This is a genomic window from Paraliomyxa miuraensis, from assembly GCF_026337845.1.
GTDB lineage: Bacteria > Myxococcota_A > Polyangia > Nannocystales > Nannocystaceae > Paraliomyxa > Paraliomyxa miuraensis.
Map to the genome: position 1 here is coordinate 357222 of NZ_JAOVZF010000153.1, position 18496 is coordinate 375717.

Sequence of the window (18496 nt, forward strand, 5' to 3'; positions counted from 1 at the left end):
CGGGCATCAGCCGCCGTCCGAGCGGCGCGAGGGGGGCAGGTACTCGGTTGCCGTCTTCGTGCTCGTCTCGGACGCGGCTGCCTTGGTCTTGCGTGCCTTGCGTCGACCCGAGCGGCGCCGTGCTCCGGTGGGTGCGTCGTCGTCGGTGAGCACCAGCGCATCATCGTCCGCGGCCGTCGGGTCCTCTGCGTCGGGGGAGGCCGGGGCCGCGATCGGCACCGGATCGCTCGGCGCGGGCGGGGTGCGGGTGGGGCCCGGCCCGGGCGGATCGTCGACCGTGGTGGGCTCGTCGGGCTCCGATGCTTCCTCGTCGACGGCCGACCACAGCCGCGGCCCCCCGAGCCCGAGCCCGAGCCCGAGTCCCAGCGCCCCGGCGGCGAGCCAGCCGGTGGCCCGGCTCCTTCTCGAGCGCGTGACCGGCTCGAGCGGCAGCGGCGTGGGCTCGCTCGTGGGGGGCGGCACGGGAGCGGGCAGCGCCTGGGTCGTCGGGTAGGCCACGTGTCCGAACAGCCCCACCATCGCATCGGCCAGCGCGAGCTTGGACAGCCGCAGGCCGTGGTCCTCGGCAAATTCCTCGATCGCCAGCTGCAGCGCTCGCGCCGACTCGAACCGTTCCTCGATCGCGACCGCGAGCCCCCGCGCGATGATCCGCTCGAGCGGCTCGGGAAACCCCGGTCGGATCGCCGAGGGCCGCTCGTACTTGCCGGCGGCCACGCGGTTGATGAGGGCGAATTCCCCGGGCGCCACGAAGCAGCGCCGCCCCGTGCACAGCTCGTACATGACCACGGCCAGCGAGAACACGTCGGCCCGCCGATCGAGCGTCTCGCCGCGGACCTGCTCGGGGGCCATGTAGGCCAGCTTGCCCTTGATCGTGCCCGATTGCGTGACCCGCGTGTGCGCGGTGGCCTTGGCGATCCCGAAGTCGACGAGCTTGACCTCGCCGTCGTAGCTGACCAGTACGTTGCTGGGCGAGACGTCGCGGTGGACGAGCCCGAGCGGGCGCCCGTCGGGCCCGGCCTTGTCGTGGGCGTAGTGCAGCGCCGCCGCGACCTCGTGCACGATGGTCAGCGCGCACGGCAGCGACAGCCCGCCGTGCTTGCCCGCCTCCTTGAGCAGCTCGAGCACCGAGCACCCGTGCACGTACTCGAGCACCAGGTAGTGCTCGGGCCCTTGCGAGCCGAAGTCGAGCACGTGGGCGATGTTGCCGTGGTCGAGGCCCGCGGCCAGGCGGGCCTCGTTGAGGAACATGCGCACGAACGCCGCGTCCTCGGCCAGGTGGGGCAGCACCCGCTTGAGCGCCACGATCTTCTCGTAGCGGGGCGGGCTCGATGCCAAGCCCGCTGCTGGCTCCGCCCCGGGCGCAGCCGCGAGCTGTCGCGCGAGGTAGAGCTCGGCCATGCCGCCCTTTTGCAGGCGGCGGATGATCTGATAGCGCCCGATCGTGGCGCCCGGAGCCAGGCTCGTGGGGGCCGATGCGATCTCCGCGAGCTCCACGACGCACCCTCGTCCTAGCGCCCGAACGTGGGGAGCTCGCCCGCGCTCGACGTCACCGACACGAGCAGCTGCGGCAGCCACTGCTCGTGATCGTCGAGCCGCACCATGCCCGTGCCGGCGAGCTCCTCCATGCGCCGGCGCAGGCGATCGCGAGCGCGCGCCAGCTGGGTGCGCACGGTGCTCTCGGGGATCGCCAGGGCCGAGGCGAGCTGGGGTGTGGTCATGCGGTCCCAGTAGAACAGGACCAGGAGCAGCTGGGGACGCCGTGGTAGAGAGGCCAGCGCTCGCAGCACGAGCGTCTGATCACGGCTGCGCGCGATCAACGTCGAGAGCTGGGTGCGCTGGGGAGCCTGCTCCTCGTCGAATTCCCCGTAGCCCTTGCGCGACAGCTCGCGCAGGTGGAGGGCCAGCTGACGCCGTGCGATCCCCATGAGGTAGCCGCGAAACGCCGCGGCGTCGCGCACGTCGCCAGCTCGCTCCACACAGGCCATGAAGGTGGCCTGGACCAGGTCCTCGGCCGCCCAGCTCGCGTTGAGCTCGAAGTACCGCAGCACGCCCGCATAGTGGCGCCGCATCAGGGCCTGCCCCGCGCCGCGGTCGCCCGCGCGCCACCGCTGCAGCAGCCATGCATCGTCCGGAGCGTCCACGGGCCGCCACCATACCATGCAGGCTCTGCGCAACGAGTACCGTACCCCACGCCAATAATTCTTCGATCCATGTGGGACGTTTGCCTTCCTCGCGCAACCAGTGGGCGTGATGAGGCGATGCAAGGGCAGGGGAGGGCCGTGGGCGGCGGCGAGCGTGGCGCTCGTGCTGGCCACGGGCTGCTACACGGGCCGCGATGGCTGGGCCGGGGGCGACGGAGGCACGGGGGACACGGCGGCCGAGTCGGACACCGATGCCGACGGGGGGGAGCCGGTCGACCAGGCGGTGCTCGATCGCGTGGGCGTGTCGGGCCTGCGCCGGCTGACCGCGGTCGAGTACGCGGCCACCGTGCACGATCTGCTCGGGGTCGAGGTGGACGCGGCGCTCCTGCTCCCCGAGGACTGGCGCCAGCCGTTCGACAACGACTACACCACCCAGGTCGCCTCGCAGGCCCTCATCGAGGGCGCCGAGCTGCTCGCGGCCGACGTGGCCACGCTGGTGGTGGCCGACGAGGCGCTGCGCGAGGCCGCGGTCGGCTGCACGCCAGAGTCCACCGCCGACGCGGCGTGCTTTCGCGAGTTCGTCACCCGCTTTGGCCGTCGTGCCCTGCGACGTCCCCTGACGGCCACGGAGATCGAGCGCTACGCCGGCCTGGTGGTCGAGGCAGAGCACGCGGGCGACTTCCATGCGGCGGTCGAGGTGGCTCTGCGCGCGTTGTTGCAGCACCCCGAGTTCCTGTACCGGGTCGAGCTGGGCACCCCGGTGCCCGATGCTCCCGGGGTGTTCCGCCTCGGCGACCACGAGCTCGCCGCTCGCCTGTCCTACTTCTTGTGGGGCAGCACCCCCTCGGATGCACTGCTCGACCTGGCCGACGCGGGGCAGCTGCACACCACCGAGGACATCATCGCTGCCGCCGAGTCGATGCTCGACGATCCCCGGGCGCGGGCCCGCGTGGGCCGCTTCCACGCGCTGTGGCTGGGCTACGAGCAGCTGCCGCACGCACCCGCGCTGGCGAGCGCGATGCAGGCCGAGACCCAGGCCCTCATCGATCGCGTGGTGTTCGAGGACGGCCTGCCCTGGCAGGAGCTGCTGCGCGCCGAGGAGACCTTCGTGGACGCGACGCTGGCCGAGCACTACGGCCTGCCCGCGCCCGCAGGGGCCTCGGCCTGGGTGTCCTACGGCGAGTCGGGGCGCCAGGGGCTGCTCTCGCACGGCGCGTTCCTGTCGGCGATGGCCAAGGTCGACGACAGCAGCCCGACCAAGCGCGGCATCCTGGTGCGCACGCGGATGATGTGCCAGGACATCCCGCCGCCGCCCCCCAACGTCAACGTGGACGACACCGAGCCGCCCGAGGGCACGTGCAAGGAGGAGTTCTATCGCACCGAGCACGCCCAGGGGAACTGCGCCGGCTGCCACGGGCTCATGGATCCGATCGGCCTGGGCCTCGAGCAGTACGACCACCGCGGGGTGTTCCGCACGGTGGAGAACGACGACCCCACCTGCGTGATCTCGGGCGAGGGCTCGCTCGACGGGGTCCCGTTCAGCGGCCCGGCCGAGCTGTCGGACGTGTTGCTCGACTCGGGCACGCTCAATCGCTGCGTGACCCGGCAGCTCTACCGCTTTGCGATGGGCCGCAGCGAGCTCCAGGCCCTCGACGATGCATTCGTGGGCTCGATCGTGGACGAGATGGGCCTGCAGGCCGACTTCGATCTGACCGAGCTGCTGGTGCGCTTCGTGTCCGACGAGGCGTTTGCGCTGCGGCGCGAAGAAGAGGAGGGACAGTAGTCATGGTGCTTCGCAATCGCACGTTCCGTCGCTCGTTCCTGCGGGGCGCCGCCGGGTTCACGCTGGCGCTGCCCTTGCTCGAGAGCATGCAGGCCAAGGCGGCCACCGGGGCCCCGCAGCGCTACTTCCTCGGCTTTGCCGGCTCGTCGATCGGCTTTCCCGGGTTCGACTACGACCAGCTCGTGCCCGATGCCACCGGGGCCGGCTACGACGTCAAGCGGGCGCTCCAGCCGCTGCTCGACCTCGGCATTCGCGACTCGGTGTCGGTGGTCACCGGCATGGAGATCCCCTGGGGCGATGCGGGGAGCGTGCCGGCGGGGGGGCGCGTACGCAACTGGCACGCCAAGTCGGTGGCACCGCTCATCAGCGGCGTGCGCGGGGCCGACGACGGCAACGAGCGTGCGCAGGGGGCCACCTCCGATCAGATCGCCGCCGACGTGCTGGGGCAGGACACGGTGCATCGCTTGCTGGCCTACCGGGTGCAGGCGGCCTACTACCGCGGCAGCAACGGTGACGGGGGCGACCGCGGTCGGATCTCCTATCGCGACGAGGGCGGGACGATCGTGCCCGTGGATCCGATCGTGAGCCCGCGACTGGCCTACGAGTCGCTGTTCACGGGCTTCGTGCCGCCCGATCCGGCGCAGGCGGCCGAGGCCCTGGCGGTGCTGCGACGCCGTCGCAGCGCGGTGGATCTGGTGCTCGAGGACGCCCAGACCCTGATCCCCAAGCTCGGCGCCGCCGATCGACAGCGGCTGCAGCGACACTTCGACGAGCTGCGCAGCCTCGAGCAGCGCCTGGATCAAGAGGCGCCGCCGCTCGAGGGGGCGTGCGAGCTGCTGCCCCACCCGGGCGACGACCCGGCGATCGGGGGGGCGGTGGAGAACGGCGACACCGATGGCTATGCGGGCGGAGGGGCCTACTCCAACGAGCAGCTGCGGGCCGAGATCCTCACCGATCTCGTCGCGATGGCCTTCACCTGCGATCTCACCCGCGTGGCCTCGATGATGTACACGATGGCGCAGTGCTTCCTCAATGCCAACCCGCTGTTCGGGCAGCCCAGCGACATGCACGAGCTGGGGCACTTCGGGGTCGGCGGCGGTCAGGTGGGGCTCGATGCCATGAGCGACGGCGTGGCCTGGCACGTGGCGCACTACGGGCGCCTGGTGCAGCGGCTGCGCGACATCCCCGACCTCGATGGCTCCTCGGTGCTGGACAACTCGGCGCTGGTGCTGGTGTTCGAGGGTGGCTGGGGCTACGACCCCGAGTCGGGCGACGCGCTCAGCGTGCACAGCAGCGAGAACATGTCGGCGCTCATCGCCGGGCACGCGGGCGGGCTCAACCCCAACGGGGGCGTGCACGTGCCCAACCCCGGCGGTCACCCCACCCAGGTGATCAACACCGCCCTGCGAGCGGTGGGGGTCGATCACGAGATGGGCGAGGTGAGCGGGGTGGTGGGCTCGCTGCTGGGCTGACGTGCATCGTCGGTCCCCGGCCGTGGTATCGTCCCTCCGCCGTGAGCCGCTGGGTCCTCGTCGTCGTCGGGCTCGCGTCGGGGGCTTGTGTGGGCTGCCCGACGCTCTCGCCCTTCAGCTGCTCCGACGATGCCCACTGCGATCGCGGCGGGGCACCGGGGATCTGCCTGGCCGATGGTGCCTGCGCCTACCCCAGCGATGCCTGCGACAGCGGCTGGGTGCGCTCGCCCAACGCCACGGTGGCGCCCGGCCGCTGCGTGCCCGTCGAGGGGACGTCGAGCACGACCGGCCCTGGCGAGACCACCAGCACCACGGACACCGAGGGCGCCTCCGGGGTGCTCGAGTCCACGGGCCCCATGCCCACGTGCGGCGAGCGGGTGGTGCTGGAGATCGACACGGCGTTCCTCAGCGCGTCCGAGGTGCTCGAGGGCTATCCGCTGCTGGTGGCGATCGACGACGCGGCCATCGCGGGGCCGCTCGCAGTGGCCGACGCCGATCCGGTGGTGTTGGGGCCCGACGGGATCGTCCTTGCCAGCGAGCTCGAGCGGCTCGACGAGACTTCTCTGGCCCTGTGGGTGCGGCTGCCCACGTATGTGCTCGGCGAGCCCCTGCGCCTCGAGCTGCGCGTGGGCGGGGCCGATGTGGCTGGCGATCCGTCGGAGGTCTGGACCGGAACCTGGGTGGGCGTGTGGCACCTCGGCGATGGGCTCAGCGGGATCGACGGCGACGAGCTGCGCAACAGCGCAAGGGTCGACGAGCCGGGGGTGACCTCGGGCCAGATGCAGCCCGAGCAGAGCGTGCCCGCAGTGATCGGCCAGGGCATCTCGTTCGATGGCGATGACGATGCCGTGACCATCGACGCGCAGTTCGTGGGCCAGCTCGAGTCGTACTCGATGAGCTTCTGGGTGCGCTACGACGGCGCCGATGCCGACGATGGCGATTTCTTCCAGCGCCTGAACGGCGACTACTTCTACCCCCGGTGCTGGCGGATCGACGGCGGCAACCTCTACTGTCAGTACGAGATCGATGCCACGATCACGGGGGTCGGCGGGTTCTCTCAGGACGTGGGGCAGCTATTGCACCTGGCCCTGGTGCGCGATGCCGATGCGGCCACGACCCGGCTCTACGTCGACGGCGAGCTGATCGACGTCAACGACGATCCTCCGGGTGCGACCCTGCCCGACGACGGTCATCCGCTCCAGCTCGGGCACGGCGAGCTGGGTACGCTCGACGGGATGCTCGACGAGGTGCGGGTGGCCGACCTCCCGCTGCCCGACTCGTGGATCCGGGCCGACCACCGCACCCAGCGCCAGCCGGCCGCGGTGCTGGCCAGCGTGGGTGCGGTCGAGCCGGCGCCGTGTCCCTGATCGAGTGCGAGATCGAGAGCGGCCACCCGAGGCGTGCCGTCAGCCGGCGGGCACCGAGGCGCATCCGAACGCGATGTTCACCGTGCCGTCCTCCGCGTCCTGGAGCTTGTCGCAGGTCTGCGGGCACACCACGATGTGCTGCGGCGTGGTGGGATCGTCGTAGTACCAGCCGTCGGTCACGTTGGGGCAGTCGGCGGCGGAATCGACCTTGCCGATCGGGAGCACGTTGCCCAGACCATCGTCGAATTCCACGTTGACCTCGTCGGGGTCGAATTCGAGATCTCCCGGCGGCGGTGGGATCTCGAACTCGCAGGCGAGCTGGGCCCCACCGATCACCTCGGTGGACAGCACGTCGAACACGGTCTGGAAGTCCTGCGCGCACAGATCGGAGGCGACCCCGCCGGTCACCATCGACAGCTGGATGTAGTCGGTCCCGATCCCGGCGGCATCGGGGCAATTGGAGTGGCAGACCACCGAGTGGTGGATGTAGTCCGCGTAGCTCGGGTCGAGGTCGGTGAAGTCGTCGTCGAAGTCCGTCCAGTCCATGCTCGAGGTGTCGTCGGTCACGACCACGATGTGCTTGGACGAGTCCTCGCGCCACGCGGGACCCCACTGCCCGTGGGTCTGCAGCAGCGCCTGCCAGGCATCGTGGCTGTTGACCTGACGATCCACGTGGGTGAAGACCGGCGGAGCGTCGTCGTTGAGCGGGCACCCTCCGCCGCCGAGGGGAGGGGGGATGCAGATGCCGTTGCCGACGCCGGGATAGCTCGAGATCAGCACCACGTGCACGTCGATGCCGCTGGCGATGATCTGGCCGGAGAACCCGTTCATCTCGGCCTGGATCTGCATGGCTTCGAAGCCCATCGAGCCCGAGTTGTCGACCACGAACACGACGTCTGCGGGCGCCGGGACCAGCTCGCCCTCGACGGTCACGGCGGCGCACTCGTCGTCGCCGGGGCTCAGGTCCACCACGGTGGGCAGGTCGAACCGCAGGCCGTCCGTGGTCCCGTCGAGGCCGTCATCGGTGGTGCTGGTGCTCGAGCCGCCGCCGGTGACCACGCCGGTGCCGGTGCCGGTGCTCGCACCCGTCGCCGTGCTCGCGCCCGTGTCGAGGTTGGTGATCCCGGGACCTTGCGAGTCGTCGTCTCCTTGGCCGCCGCCACCGCCACATGCCATCGACGCCGTCGCACACGTGACGACGACGAGGGTGATCGTCGATCGAGCATCCATGAGTCCATCGGCAGCCTAGCAACCAACGGCATGCTTGCAGGATCAAGTGGTCTCGCGAGCCGGTCGGACGAGCGCCCGCTCGGCTCAACCCGCCGGCATCGACGCGCAGCCGAACGCGATGTTGACGGTGCCGTTCTCCGAGGACTGCAGCTTGGTGCAGGTCTGCGGACACACCACGATGAGCGTGGGCGATACGGGATCGTCGTAGTGCCAGCCGTCGACCACGTTGGGGCAGTCGGCGGCGGAGTCGACGCGGCCGATCTGGAGCACGTTGCCCATGCCGTCGTCGAACTCGACGTTGACCTGGTCGGGGTTGAACTCCATGTCATCGGGGGGCGGCGGGATCGGGAACTCGCAGGCCAGCTCGGTGCCGCCGATCACCTCGGTGGACAGCGCGTCGAACACCGTCTGGAAGTCCTGGTCGCACAGGTCGGAGGCGACGCCGCCGGTCATCATCGACAGCTGGATGTAGTTGGTGCCGATCCCGGCCGCGTCGGGGCAGTCGCTGTGGCAGACCACCGAGTGATGGATGTAGCCCTCGTAGCTCGGATCGAGCGCACGGAACTGGGCGTCGAAGTCCTGCCAGTCCATGTTCGAGGTGTCGTCGGTCACCACCACGACGTGCTTGGACGACTCCTCGCGGAAGGCCGGGGCCCACTGCGGGTGGGTCTCGAGCAGCGCCTCCCAGGCGTCGTGGCTGCCGACCTGGCGATCGACGTGGGTGAAGATCGGCGGGTTGGTGTCGCTACCGGGACAGCCGCCGTTGCCCAGCGGGGCCGGGATGCAGATCCCGTTGCCCTGGTTGGGGTAGCTCGACACCAGCACCACGTGCACGTCGATGCCGCTGCCGATGATCTGGCTGGAGAACCCGTTCATCTCCTGCTGGATCTGCTGGGCCTCGTAGTCCATCGAGCCCGAGTTGTCGACCACGAAGATGATGTCGGCGGGCAGCGGGACCAGCTCGGCCTGAGCGTCGACGGCCGCGCACTCCTCCTCACCCAGCAGGTCCATCGCCGCGGGCACGTCGAGCTTGGGGCCCGTCTCGTCGGCGGTGCCCACGCCCATGGTGGCGGAGTCAGTGGCGAGCACCGTGATCCCCGAGCCGCTCTGGTCGCCGTCGGCGCGGCTGCCTTCGCCTCCGCAGGCGGTCAGCAACGCTGCCGTGAGGCCGAGTCTCCATCGAGCATTCATCATCGTCCCATCCCGTCCCTTCACATCCGTTGATCGTTGACCAGCGTATCACTGCTTCGTCATCACCGAATCGGCACCTACGGGCACCCGACATGCCGCATGGCCGAGCACCACGTTGCCGTCCCTGGTGGCGGTGGGCGTGGGTCGCCATCCACGTTCGAGGCGCGCCTCGAGCAGCTCATCGGCGTTCGGAGCATGATCCCAAACGGCGACCGCCGTGAGCCCGCCCAGTCACGTGGTGTCGTAGACGAGGACCATCCCGTCGTTCCAGGGTACGACCACGTCGTGGGTGTACTCGTCTTGCACGACGACGTCGCTCACCATGCGCCAACGGACGACATCTTGCAGGATGTGTTGGCTGGCCAGCACGTCTTGCAGCGAGCGGCGTTGCGTCGGGTCGAGTCCCACGCGATCGTCCAGCGGCAGCCCCACGGCGAGCAGCGTAGCACCGTGGGCTTCGAATGCTGGCGATCTCGAACGATTCGAGCGAGGTCTCGGCCGGGCTCGGTGCCGCGATGGTCGCTCAGCCCACGCTGCCCTCGACCGCCTCGACCACCATCGCCGTCAACACCCGCAGCGACGCTTCCCCTTCCTCCGCGGTGGCTCCGGCCGGATTGCCGCAGTAGGCCCGCTCCACCCCGCACTCCACGAAGTCCCTGGCTCCGGCCGCGATCTTCTCGTGCAGCGGCACCACGTACTCGGGCAGCGCCCGCGCCACGTCCATCTTCACCAGCTCGGGTGCAATCGCCAGCACCAGGCTGGTCTCGTACTGCCCCGCGTGGCACGAGCCGCTGGCAAACTCCGCGGTCAGCCGCTGCGCGTTCCTGCGCCGGGTCTTGTCGGCGAACAGCAAGGGCTGCCCCGTGTGCTGCTCGAACGCTCGCGTCACCGCCCGCAGCGTCTCGATGTGCCCGGGCTCGAGGTGTGCGTTGGTGATCGCCACCCGCGAAAACCCCATCGCATGCGCCTGTAGACACGCCTGCAGCACGAGGCCATGGATCACCTCGCGCGAGATCGTGGTGGTGCCGCGAAAGCTCGCGGCCCAGTCGGTGACCCCGTAGTGCAGGGGAGGGAAGCGCACCGCGTTCCACCCGAGCCCCGCCAGCTCCCGCGTGGCCCGCCCCGCGACCTCCTCGCTGATGAGCGTGTCGGTGCACAGCGGCAGGTGCGGTCCATGGGCCTCGGTGCTGCCGGTGGGGATGATGGCCACGCTCGGCCGCGGCTCCGACAGCAGCGCCTCGACCTCGGGATACGCCAGCGCGCGCAGATCCGCCGCGCGCCCGGGCTCCCGAGCCTCGCTCGTCGAGGTGCCCTCGCTCATGCCTCGGTCTCTCCCTCGCTCTTGCTCTTGCCTGCACCCGCGTCGGCCTTCGCCAGCTCCCGCAGCGCCGCCCGCCGGATCTTCCCGGTCTCCGTCCGCGGCAGCGCGTCGACGATCACCACCCGTCGCGGCGCCTTGAAGGCCGCGATGTGATCCCTGGCGTACGCCACGATCTCCTGCTCGAGCCCGGGCCTGCGCTGGTGCTCGCGGGCCAGCTCGACGAACGCCATCGCCTTCTCGAGCCCGGCCTCGTCGCGATACCCGACCACGCCGGCCTCGTGCACCGCCGGATGCCCCAGCAGGCAGTTTTCGACCTCGACCGGCGACACGTACACCCCCGAGCACTTGAGCATGTCGTCGCCGCGGCCGCAGTACCAAAAGTAGCCATCGGCATCCACGTGGAACTTGTCGCCGCCCTTGACCGCGTCGCCCCAGAAGGTCTCGCGGCTCTTGTCGCGCATGCGCCAGTAGCCGGCGCCGGCCGAGGGCCCCTCGATCACCAGCGTGCCGATCTGCCCCTCGCCGACCTCCTTGCCGTCGTCGTCGACGAGCCGGTGGCGATAGCCCTCGACGATCCGCCCGAGGCTCCCCTCCTTGACGTCGCCGGGCCGGTTGGTGATGTACACGTGGAACATCTCGGCCGAGCCGATGCCGTCGTAGATCTCGACCCCGAAGCGGTCCTTCCAGCTGCGATGGAGCCGCGGGGGCAGGGCCTCGCCGGCGCTCACCAGCGAGTGCAGCGACGACAGGTCGCGCCCGCTGGTGTCGACCTCCATCATCTTGGCGATGCTCGTGGGCACGGTGACCAGCTGCGTGCCCCGGTAGCGCTCGATGAGCTCGAAGTACTCCTCCGCCTGCAGCCGCTGCGGGGTCAGCACGCAGCGCCCCCCCACGCTGAACGGAAACAGCATGTTGCTGGCCAGCGCATAGCCGAAGAACAGCTTGGGCGCCGACAGCGTCACGTCGCGCTCCGTCAGCCCCAGGGTGCGCTGCGCATAGGCGATGGTGTTCCACACGAAGTCGTGGTGCATGTGCATCACGCACTTGGGCTTGCCGGTGGAGCCGCTGCTGCTGAGCCACGTGGCGAAGTCGTCGCGATAGGTGGGCTCGGTGGGGGCCAGCGCGGGCTGCTTGGCCACCTCGGTCTCGTAGTCGACCAGCGCGACGGCACCGGTGGGCATCTTGGCGTCGCCGCGCGCCACCACGATCACGTGATCGGTGTGCGGGGCATCGGCGATCACGGGCTCGAGGGCGGGCCAGACCTCGGCGTCCACGATCACCACCCGCGGCCGCGCATACTCGAGGTAGTAGGCGTAGTCCTGCGGTTGCAGCCAGGTGTTGGCGGGCACGGCCACGCCGCCGGCCCGCAGCACGCCGAAGTAGGCCTCGACGAATTGCGGCGTGTCGAGCAGCAGCAGCAGCACCCGCTCTTCGATCCTCAGCCCCAGCGATCGCAGGAGGTTGGTGACCCGATGACTGCGGTCGCACAGCTGGCCGTAGGTGACCTCGCGTGCGGCGTCGTCGGGACCCGGGTGGTAGTGCACGGCAACCTGCTCGGCACGCCCCTCGTCGACGCGGGCGTCGAGGAACCAGGTCGCCATGTTGAGGCGGTCGGGGACGACGATCGGCTCGGGCTGGCTCATGCGCCGGGCAAATGTACCGTGGCCGTCCCCGGGCGGGGACGGCCCACGCATGCGGCACGCGCCGCCGGCCTCGGATGGAGACCGCCTCGAACGCGGCTCAGCGCTTGCCCTGGAGCATCTCCTTCATGCCGGGGATCTCGCCCAGGTTCGGCATGAGGATGATCTCGATGCGACGGTTCTGCTCCTTGCCCTCGTCGGTGGTGTTGTCACCGACGGGGTCGTTCTCGCCGTAGCCGGCCGCGCCCACCTTGGCCGCGGGATAGCCGGCCTCGATGAGGGCCTTGACCACGCTGACCGCACGCGCGGTGGAGAGCTCCCAGTTGCTGGGGTAGCGGGCGGTCTTGATGGGCACGTTGTCGGTGTGGCCGGCCACGAGGAACTCGCGATCGACCGAGACCAGCGCGGGGGCGAGGCTGGCGATGGCCTCGTTGCCCTCGGCGCGCAGCGACGACTTGCCCGAGTCGAAGAGGATCGCGTTGGAGAGCTGCACGACCATGCGGCCCTTGCGGAAGCCCACCTGGATGGTGCCCGCGTCGACCATGGCCTTGAGCTTGCCGAACAGGTCCTTGTAGACCTGCAGCTCCTTCTCGCGCTTGGCCTTCTCGGCCCGCAGCTCGGCGAGCTCCTTGGCGGTGGTGCCCGCCTTGGCCGCGAGATCCTCGATCTGCTTGTTGAGCGCCACGAGCTCGCCCTCGAGCTCGGCGATCCGGGCTTGGTAGGTCTGGTTCTCGTCGCGAAGCTGTTGGCTGGTCTTCTTCTCCTGGTCGAGCGCTGCCTCGGTCTTGGCGAGCTTGTCCTGGACCTCGGCGAGCTGGGCTTCGAGCTCCTTGCGCTTGCAGCCCACGGGCAACATCAGCACGGCGATCGAAATGGCGAGAAGTGCGCGTCGCATTGGGCGCAAGGTAGCACCCAATGCCAAGGATTTGATCTGCCCCACCCGGTATGTAAGATGGGGTGCGATATGCGGGGTTTGCACCCCGCGCTGAACGGCGAACGATGGCATCCTCCAAGAAGAAGACGACGACTCGGGGGTCCAGCGCAAAGCCCGCGCAACCACAACGGGGGGGAGGACGAGGGGGAGACGGCTTGCTGCGCCCCTTTGGGGAGCTCCTGGGGATTGCGCTCTTGGCGGTGGGTGCGCTGATGCTGGGCGGCCTGCTCTCCTATCAAGGAGGGGACGGGACCCTGATGGGGCCGGTGGGTCACCTGGCTGCAGGTGCGCTCTATGCCAGCTTCGGCATGGCCAGCTACCTCATTGCGCTGGGCGTGCTGGCGATGGGCGTGCAGTCGCTGCTCGGCCGCGGCATGGAGATTGGGCTGGGCGAGGGCTTGGGCTTTGCGGTGGCCACCACGGCGGGCTGCGTGCTGCTGCACGTGATGTTCCCCGGCTACCGCGTGCATGGCTACACGGCCGGAGGCCTGACCGGCGAGCTGGTGGGCGAGGTGAGCCTGGGCCTGTTCCACCACGCGGGGACCTATCTCGTGGCGCTGGCCGTGATGTGCGCGGGGCTGCTGGCCTCCACGCCGCTGTCGTCGGCCCATCTCATCGGCCTGGCCAAGCTGGTGTGGCGTGGGGTGCGAAGCACCGTGCGCTACCTGATCGATGGGGCCCGCGATCTCATCCGTGCGCAGCGCGAGGCGGTCGAGCACGAGGACGAGGTCACCGCGATGGCCGAGGACGAGGCCTCGTTTGCGGAGGAACTCGACGACGAGATCGAGGAGGACGAGTTCGAGGACGGCGAGGAACTCGCGGACGAGGGCGAGGACGAGGGCGAGGACGAGGCGGAGGAGGCCGAGGTCGAGCCCGCCCGCCCTCGTCGCTCGCGCGGTCGCACCAAGGCCAAGTCCAAGCCCGAGGACGAGGCCGAGGCCGAGGTCGAGGAGGAGTCCGTGGCCGAGGCGCAGAGCTCCGAGGCGCAGGCCCCCCGAGCCAAGGGCAATCGCCGACGCGCGGGCTCGGGCAACCGCAAGCGCAGCGAGTCCGGGGAGGAGACCGAGGCGGAGCCGGCCAAGGCACCCGCGACGGATGCGGAGGCCGAGGATGCCGAGGAACTGCCCGAGATCGTGATCAAGCAGGACGAGCCCGCCGGCGACGAGGCTGGCGACAAGGTCGAAGGCGAGGACGCGACGTCGGAGCCCGCGGCCGAGTCGGACAAGCCCGCCAAGAAGGCGCCTCCGCGCCCCGAGCAGCTGCGGGTGGCTCGCTCGGTCTCCGCTCCGGCCGAGGAGCCCCGGCCGCGCCAGGGGATCCCCGGCGTGGTCAAGCTGAGCGCGGGGCCCTACCAGCTGCCGCCCGTGCACCTGTTCGAGGCGGCGACCACCGAGCGTACCGAGGTCGATCGCGGCTTCGTGCTCGAGCAGGCCCAGCGCCTGGTCTCGACGCTGGCCGAGTTCCGCATCAAGGGCAAGGTCACCAAGATCCACCCGGGCCCGGTGATCACCCGCTACGAGTTCAAGCCCGAGGCCGGGACCAAGCTCAGTAAGATCGAGAGCCTCGAGAACGACCTGGCGATGGCCCTCGAGGCCATTCGCATCCGCATCCTGGCGCCGATCCCGGGCAAGGCCACGGTGGGCTTCGAGGTCCCCAACAAGACCCGCGAGACCGTCTACATCAAGGAGATCCTCGAGGACGAGGGCTTTGGCAAGGGCAAGCGCCTGCCGATGGCCCTGGGCAAGGACATCACGGGCAACGTGAGCACCTGCGATCTGGCCAAGGCGCCGCATCTGCTGGTCGCGGGCGCGACGGGCTCGGGCAAGTCGGTGGGCGTCAACGCGATGATCTGCTCGCTGCTCTACACGTCGAGCCCCGAGGACGTCCGCATGATCATGATCGACCCCAAGATGCTGGAGCTGTCGATCTACGAGGGCATCCCGCACCTGCTGCTCCCGGTGGTGACCGACCCCGAGAAGTCCGCGCTGGCGCTGCGCTGGGCGGTCAACGAGATGGAGCGCCGCTACGCGCTGCTGTCCGAGGCCCAGGTGCGCGACATCGCCGGCTACAACCGCAAGCTGCCCGAGCTGCAGGCGCACTGGGAGCACGAGATCCGCATGGCCCAGGTCGCGGCCGAGGAGCTCGCCCGCGACCGGGCCGAGGCCCAGGCCGAGCATGGTGGGGACGAGTACGGCGAGGACGGAGCCGACGGCACCCGGCTGCCCGGGATCGGGTTCGACGAGCACGGGCCGCGCCCGGTGATCGGCGGGTCCGACCTCCCCGATCGACCCTCCAAGCTGCCCTACATCGTGGTCATCATCGACGAGTTCGCCGACCTGATGATGGTGGCGAGCAAGGAGGTCGAGCAGAGCGTGGCTCGCATCGCGGCCAAGGCCCGCGCGGCCGGGATCCACCTCATCGTGGCGACCCAGCGCCCCAGCGTCGACGTGATCACGGGGACCATCAAGAACAACTTCCCCTCGCGCATCGCGTTCCAGGTGACCTCCGACGCCGACTCGCGGACCATCCTCGACGGCAAGGGGGCCAAGCAGCTCCTGGGCATGGGCGACATGCTGCACATGGACCGCGGCACGCAGCCCCAGCGCGTGCATGGCTGCTACGTGTCGGAGGACGAGATCCTCGAGGTGGTCAAGTTCGTCAAGAAGCAGGCGCGCCCGGTCTACAACATGGACATCGTGCGCAAGCAGGACGACGTGGGGGGTGAGGAGCGGCCCGAGAGCTTCGATCCGCTCTACGATCGCGCGGTGGAGATCGTGGCCGAGTCGGGCAAGGTCAGCACCAGCATGCTGCAGCGCCGCCTCAACGTGGGCTACAACCGCGCCGCCAAGATCGTGGAGGCGATGGAGGAACAAGGGGTCATCGGACCGGCTCGGGGCACCGCCCCGCGCGAGGTCTACGTGTCGGCCGCCTGAGCCTCGCGGTGACCCCAACGAAGAGAGCCGCCACGGGATGCCCGGGCGGCTCTCTTCGTTGGGGGACGCGTCAGTCCTCGACGATGGTGCGGGCCACCTCGAACAGAGCGGTGGCGACGAGGGCGACGGTGGCCAGGTGGAGCATCAGCATGGGGGATCTCGTGGGGGTGATGGCTAGGGCCAGGTCAACCGAGGTCGGCCACGCCCATTTCCGTGGGATGGACTCTCTTGTCCCCAGGGGCCCGGTTGGGTTGGACCACTCTGGGTCTTCGAACCAAGTGCCGAGGATTCCAGGGACAATTGGGAGCGACACCGTCTGCGAGACGGCGCCGAGCGCGGATCGGGAACCCTCGGCACCGGCTGGTGCGTGGACTATGCTGCAAGCCGTCCCATGCCGACCCCAATCGCCTGTGTCCTGTCCTACGGCCTGATGTGTGCAGCCGGTGATCTCATCACCGACGTACCCGAGCCCACTCCCCTCGAACCAGCCGTCGTGGCCGAGCCGGTGGTCCTGGATCCGGATGCGATCGACCCGGGCTCGGACGACCCGGCCGACGATGCACCCGGCAGCAAGATCTTGGCCCAGGTGCAGGCCTACTACGATGCCACGTCGGATCTCACCGCCTCGTTCACCCAGACCTATACGCAGCCCGTGTACGGCAACAAGACCGTCAGCAAGGGCAAGCTGCGGGTCAAGAAGCCGGGCAAGATGGTGTGGGACTACTCGGCCAAGACCGCGCCCGACTTCTACGTCACCCGCAAGAAGCTGCAGGTGGTCGAGCACGATCTTCGCCAGGTGGTCAGCCGCAGCGTGGACACGGCCGACTTCGCCGGGGCCGAGAAGTTCTTGTTCGGCGGACGGCAGCTGGTCGAGGACTTCCGCGTGCGCATGGCCAGCGAGCGCCTCGCCAAGGTCTACGGCAAGCCCGGACACTCGGTGATCGAGCTTGGGCCCAAGAAGAAGAACCCCCACTACGTGTCGCTGCTGCTGGTGGTCGACGATGCCACCGGGCGCGTCGACGCCTTCGTGGTGCGCAACGCCGACAAGAGCATCAACGAGTTCGATCTGTCCGGGGTGGCGCGCAACAACGGGCTGGCCGACTCGGAGTTCACCTTCACCAAGCCCAAGGGTTACGCCGAGGTCGACGGCTAGCCCGCCGGCGGAAGCACCCGAAACGGTCGTTTCCCCATTGGGGATCGAGCCGAGGATTCGGTTGGGGGACCTGGGACGCATCGGACCGCTGGTGCGTCGTGGTCACCAGCGCTCGCATGTACGTGCGTGACCTGGTTCACGCTCCCGCCCCTGGGCAGCGCGTTCGGGCCCCCGCATGCTTGCGGCTGCGTGCTGGACCGGGACGCCCTTGGGGTGTGACCCACGGCGGAGGGGGCAGGTCGGGCACGCCCTACGAGCCACAGGAAGTCACCTAGATGAAGATCGACAAGCTTTGGATGATGGGACTTGGATTGCTCCTGCCGCTGGCCGGCTGCCCGGGGGACGACGGCCCGGCCGAGACGGGCTCCAACGACAGCACCTCGGACGGCAGCAGCACGTCCGGCACCACGACCACCGGCTCGAGCTCGAGCTCGAGTGAGTCGACCGCGGGCACCGTGGACAGCACCGGCGAGCCGGAGACCACCGGCGGGCCCATGGCCTGCCTGGGCACCAGCGACGCGGGCGCGGCCGAGGGCGAGGGCTGTGCGGCCAACTCCGAGTGCATGTCGGGCGTGTGCACCATCTTCACCGACGTGCCGGTCAACGGCGACGCGGTCTGTGCCGCCACCCCGCCCGACTGCGCCACGCGAGTGACGGGCACCGTGTTCGACTTCACGACCCGCGAGCCCGTCGGTGGGGCCAGCGTGGTGGTGGCGGCGGCGCTCCAGGCCGCCACCAATCCCACGGGTGCCACGGCCATCGTGGAGGGGACCACCAACGCCAGCGGCGAGATCGACGTGACGTCGTCCGGTCCCATCTCGGCGGTGGTCGGGATCGTCGGCCTGACGTCGCTGGGGGGCTACTACCTCACGGCCACCGGGCTCGCGGCTCCGGTGGACGGCGGCTCGGACTACAACGTCGCCAACAGCATCCACGACATCTGGATGGTGCCCGAGTCCGACCTGGGCGACTGGTCCGATGCGCTGGCCATGGACGCGATGATCCCCGGCGAGAACCTGCCGCTCGGCGAGCAGGGGGGAGTGGTGGGCCTGGTCCGCGATGCCGCGGGAGCACCCATCGGCGGTGCGGTCGTGCGGTCCACCAATGCTGGCTCGGGCGCCTTCATCCGCTACCTCAACGACGATGGCTCGTTTGGCGACGTCGACACCTCGGATCTGGGGATCTTCGTGATCCTCGCGCCGGCGCTGGCCGAGGTCTTCGAGGTCGAGGTGGGGGGAGCCGTCGCGGGCTCGGGCACCGCCGGCTCGGCCGACGGAGCGATCTTCACCCTGATCTTCAACGTGGACTGAGCGGGTCCATCCGGTCGCCCG

The 18496-nt window shown here is 69.8% G+C and carries 14 protein-coding genes; 6 read left to right on the forward strand and 8 right to left on the reverse strand.

Features of this window, described 5'->3' with window-relative positions; translation table 11 throughout:
- Positions 1-6 precede the first annotated feature (6 nt).
- Together OEB96_RS22135 and OEB96_RS22140 are read right to left on the reverse strand one after the other, a co-directional pair.
- Positions 7-1494, reverse strand: a complete 1488-nt coding sequence (locus OEB96_RS22135) for a serine/threonine-protein kinase (protein ID WP_266218544.1) — start codon at positions 1492-1494, stop codon at positions 7-9.
- 14 nt (positions 1495-1508) lie between these two features.
- Complete coding sequence (locus tag OEB96_RS22140; RefSeq protein WP_266218546.1) at positions 1509-2141, reverse strand: RNA polymerase sigma factor; 633 nt, start codon at positions 2139-2141, stop codon at positions 1509-1511.
- A 109-nt stretch (positions 2142-2250) separates the two neighbouring features.
- Between OEB96_RS22140 and OEB96_RS22145 the strand changes: the two genes are divergently transcribed.
- Genes OEB96_RS22145 through OEB96_RS22155 form a run of 3 tightly spaced genes read left to right on the forward strand, consistent with a single transcriptional unit; the run spans position 2251 to position 6763 of the window.
- A complete protein-coding gene (locus OEB96_RS22145) occupies positions 2251-3924 on the forward strand; it encodes a DUF1592 domain-containing protein (protein WP_266218548.1) in 1674 nt (557 codons plus the stop codon).
- 2 nt (positions 3925-3926) lie between these two features.
- Positions 3927-5396 (forward strand): DUF1552 domain-containing protein, encoded by a 1470-nt coding sequence (locus tag OEB96_RS22150; protein ID WP_266218549.1) that lies wholly within the window; start codon positions 3927-3929, stop codon positions 5394-5396.
- Positions 5397-5437: 41 nt separating this feature from the next.
- Positions 5438-6763, forward strand: a complete 1326-nt coding sequence (locus OEB96_RS22155) for a LamG domain-containing protein (protein ID WP_266218551.1) — start codon at positions 5438-5440, stop codon at positions 6761-6763.
- Between the two features lie 39 nt (positions 6764-6802).
- Here OEB96_RS22155 and OEB96_RS22160 read toward each other — a convergent pair whose 3' ends face one another.
- The 6 genes from OEB96_RS22160 to OEB96_RS22185 all read right to left on the reverse strand — a co-directional run bounded on the left by OEB96_RS22160 (position 6803) and on the right by OEB96_RS22185 (position 13040).
- Positions 6803-7993: a hypothetical protein gene (locus OEB96_RS22160; protein WP_266218553.1), complete on the reverse strand. Its 1191-nt coding sequence runs from the start codon at positions 7991-7993 to the stop codon at positions 6803-6805.
- A gap of 84 nt (positions 7994-8077) precedes the next feature.
- Positions 8078-9187: a VWA domain-containing protein gene (locus OEB96_RS22165; RefSeq protein ID WP_266218555.1), complete on the reverse strand. Its 1110-nt coding sequence runs from the start codon at positions 9185-9187 to the stop codon at positions 8078-8080.
- Positions 9188-9415: 228 nt separating this feature from the next.
- On the reverse strand, positions 9416-9616 hold the full coding sequence (locus OEB96_RS22170) for a hypothetical protein (RefSeq protein WP_266218556.1): 201 nt from the start codon (positions 9614-9616) through the stop codon (positions 9416-9418).
- A gap of 91 nt (positions 9617-9707) precedes the next feature.
- On the reverse strand, positions 9708-10505 hold the full coding sequence (locus OEB96_RS22175; protein WP_266218558.1) for a creatininase family protein: 798 nt from the start codon (positions 10503-10505) through the stop codon (positions 9708-9710).
- Positions 10502-12148 (reverse strand): benzoate-CoA ligase family protein, encoded by a 1647-nt coding sequence (locus OEB96_RS22180; protein ID WP_266218559.1) that lies wholly within the window; start codon positions 12146-12148, stop codon positions 10502-10504. The genes OEB96_RS22175 and OEB96_RS22180 overlap by 4 nt, the downstream gene beginning before the upstream one ends.
- A gap of 97 nt (positions 12149-12245) precedes the next feature.
- Complete coding sequence (locus OEB96_RS22185; protein WP_266218561.1) at positions 12246-13040, reverse strand: OmpA family protein; 795 nt, start codon at positions 13038-13040, stop codon at positions 12246-12248.
- Positions 13041-13234: 194 nt separating this feature from the next.
- Between OEB96_RS22185 and OEB96_RS22190 the strand changes: the two genes are divergently transcribed.
- From OEB96_RS22190 to OEB96_RS22200, 3 genes are all read left to right on the forward strand, one after another.
- The gene (locus OEB96_RS22190) at positions 13235-16012 is read left to right on the forward strand and encodes an FtsK/SpoIIIE family DNA translocase (RefSeq protein ID WP_266218563.1); all 2778 of its coding nucleotides are present in this window, start codon (positions 13235-13237) and stop codon (positions 16010-16012) included.
- A 391-nt stretch (positions 16013-16403) separates the two neighbouring features.
- Entirely contained in the window at positions 16404-17165 is a 762-nt protein-coding gene (locus OEB96_RS22195; protein WP_266218565.1) for a LolA family protein, read from the forward strand.
- Positions 17166-17440: 275 nt separating this feature from the next.
- Positions 17441-18475 (forward strand): hypothetical protein, encoded by a 1035-nt coding sequence (locus OEB96_RS22200; protein ID WP_266218566.1) that lies wholly within the window; start codon positions 17441-17443, stop codon positions 18473-18475.
- The last annotated feature ends 21 nt before the right edge of the window (positions 18476-18496 follow it).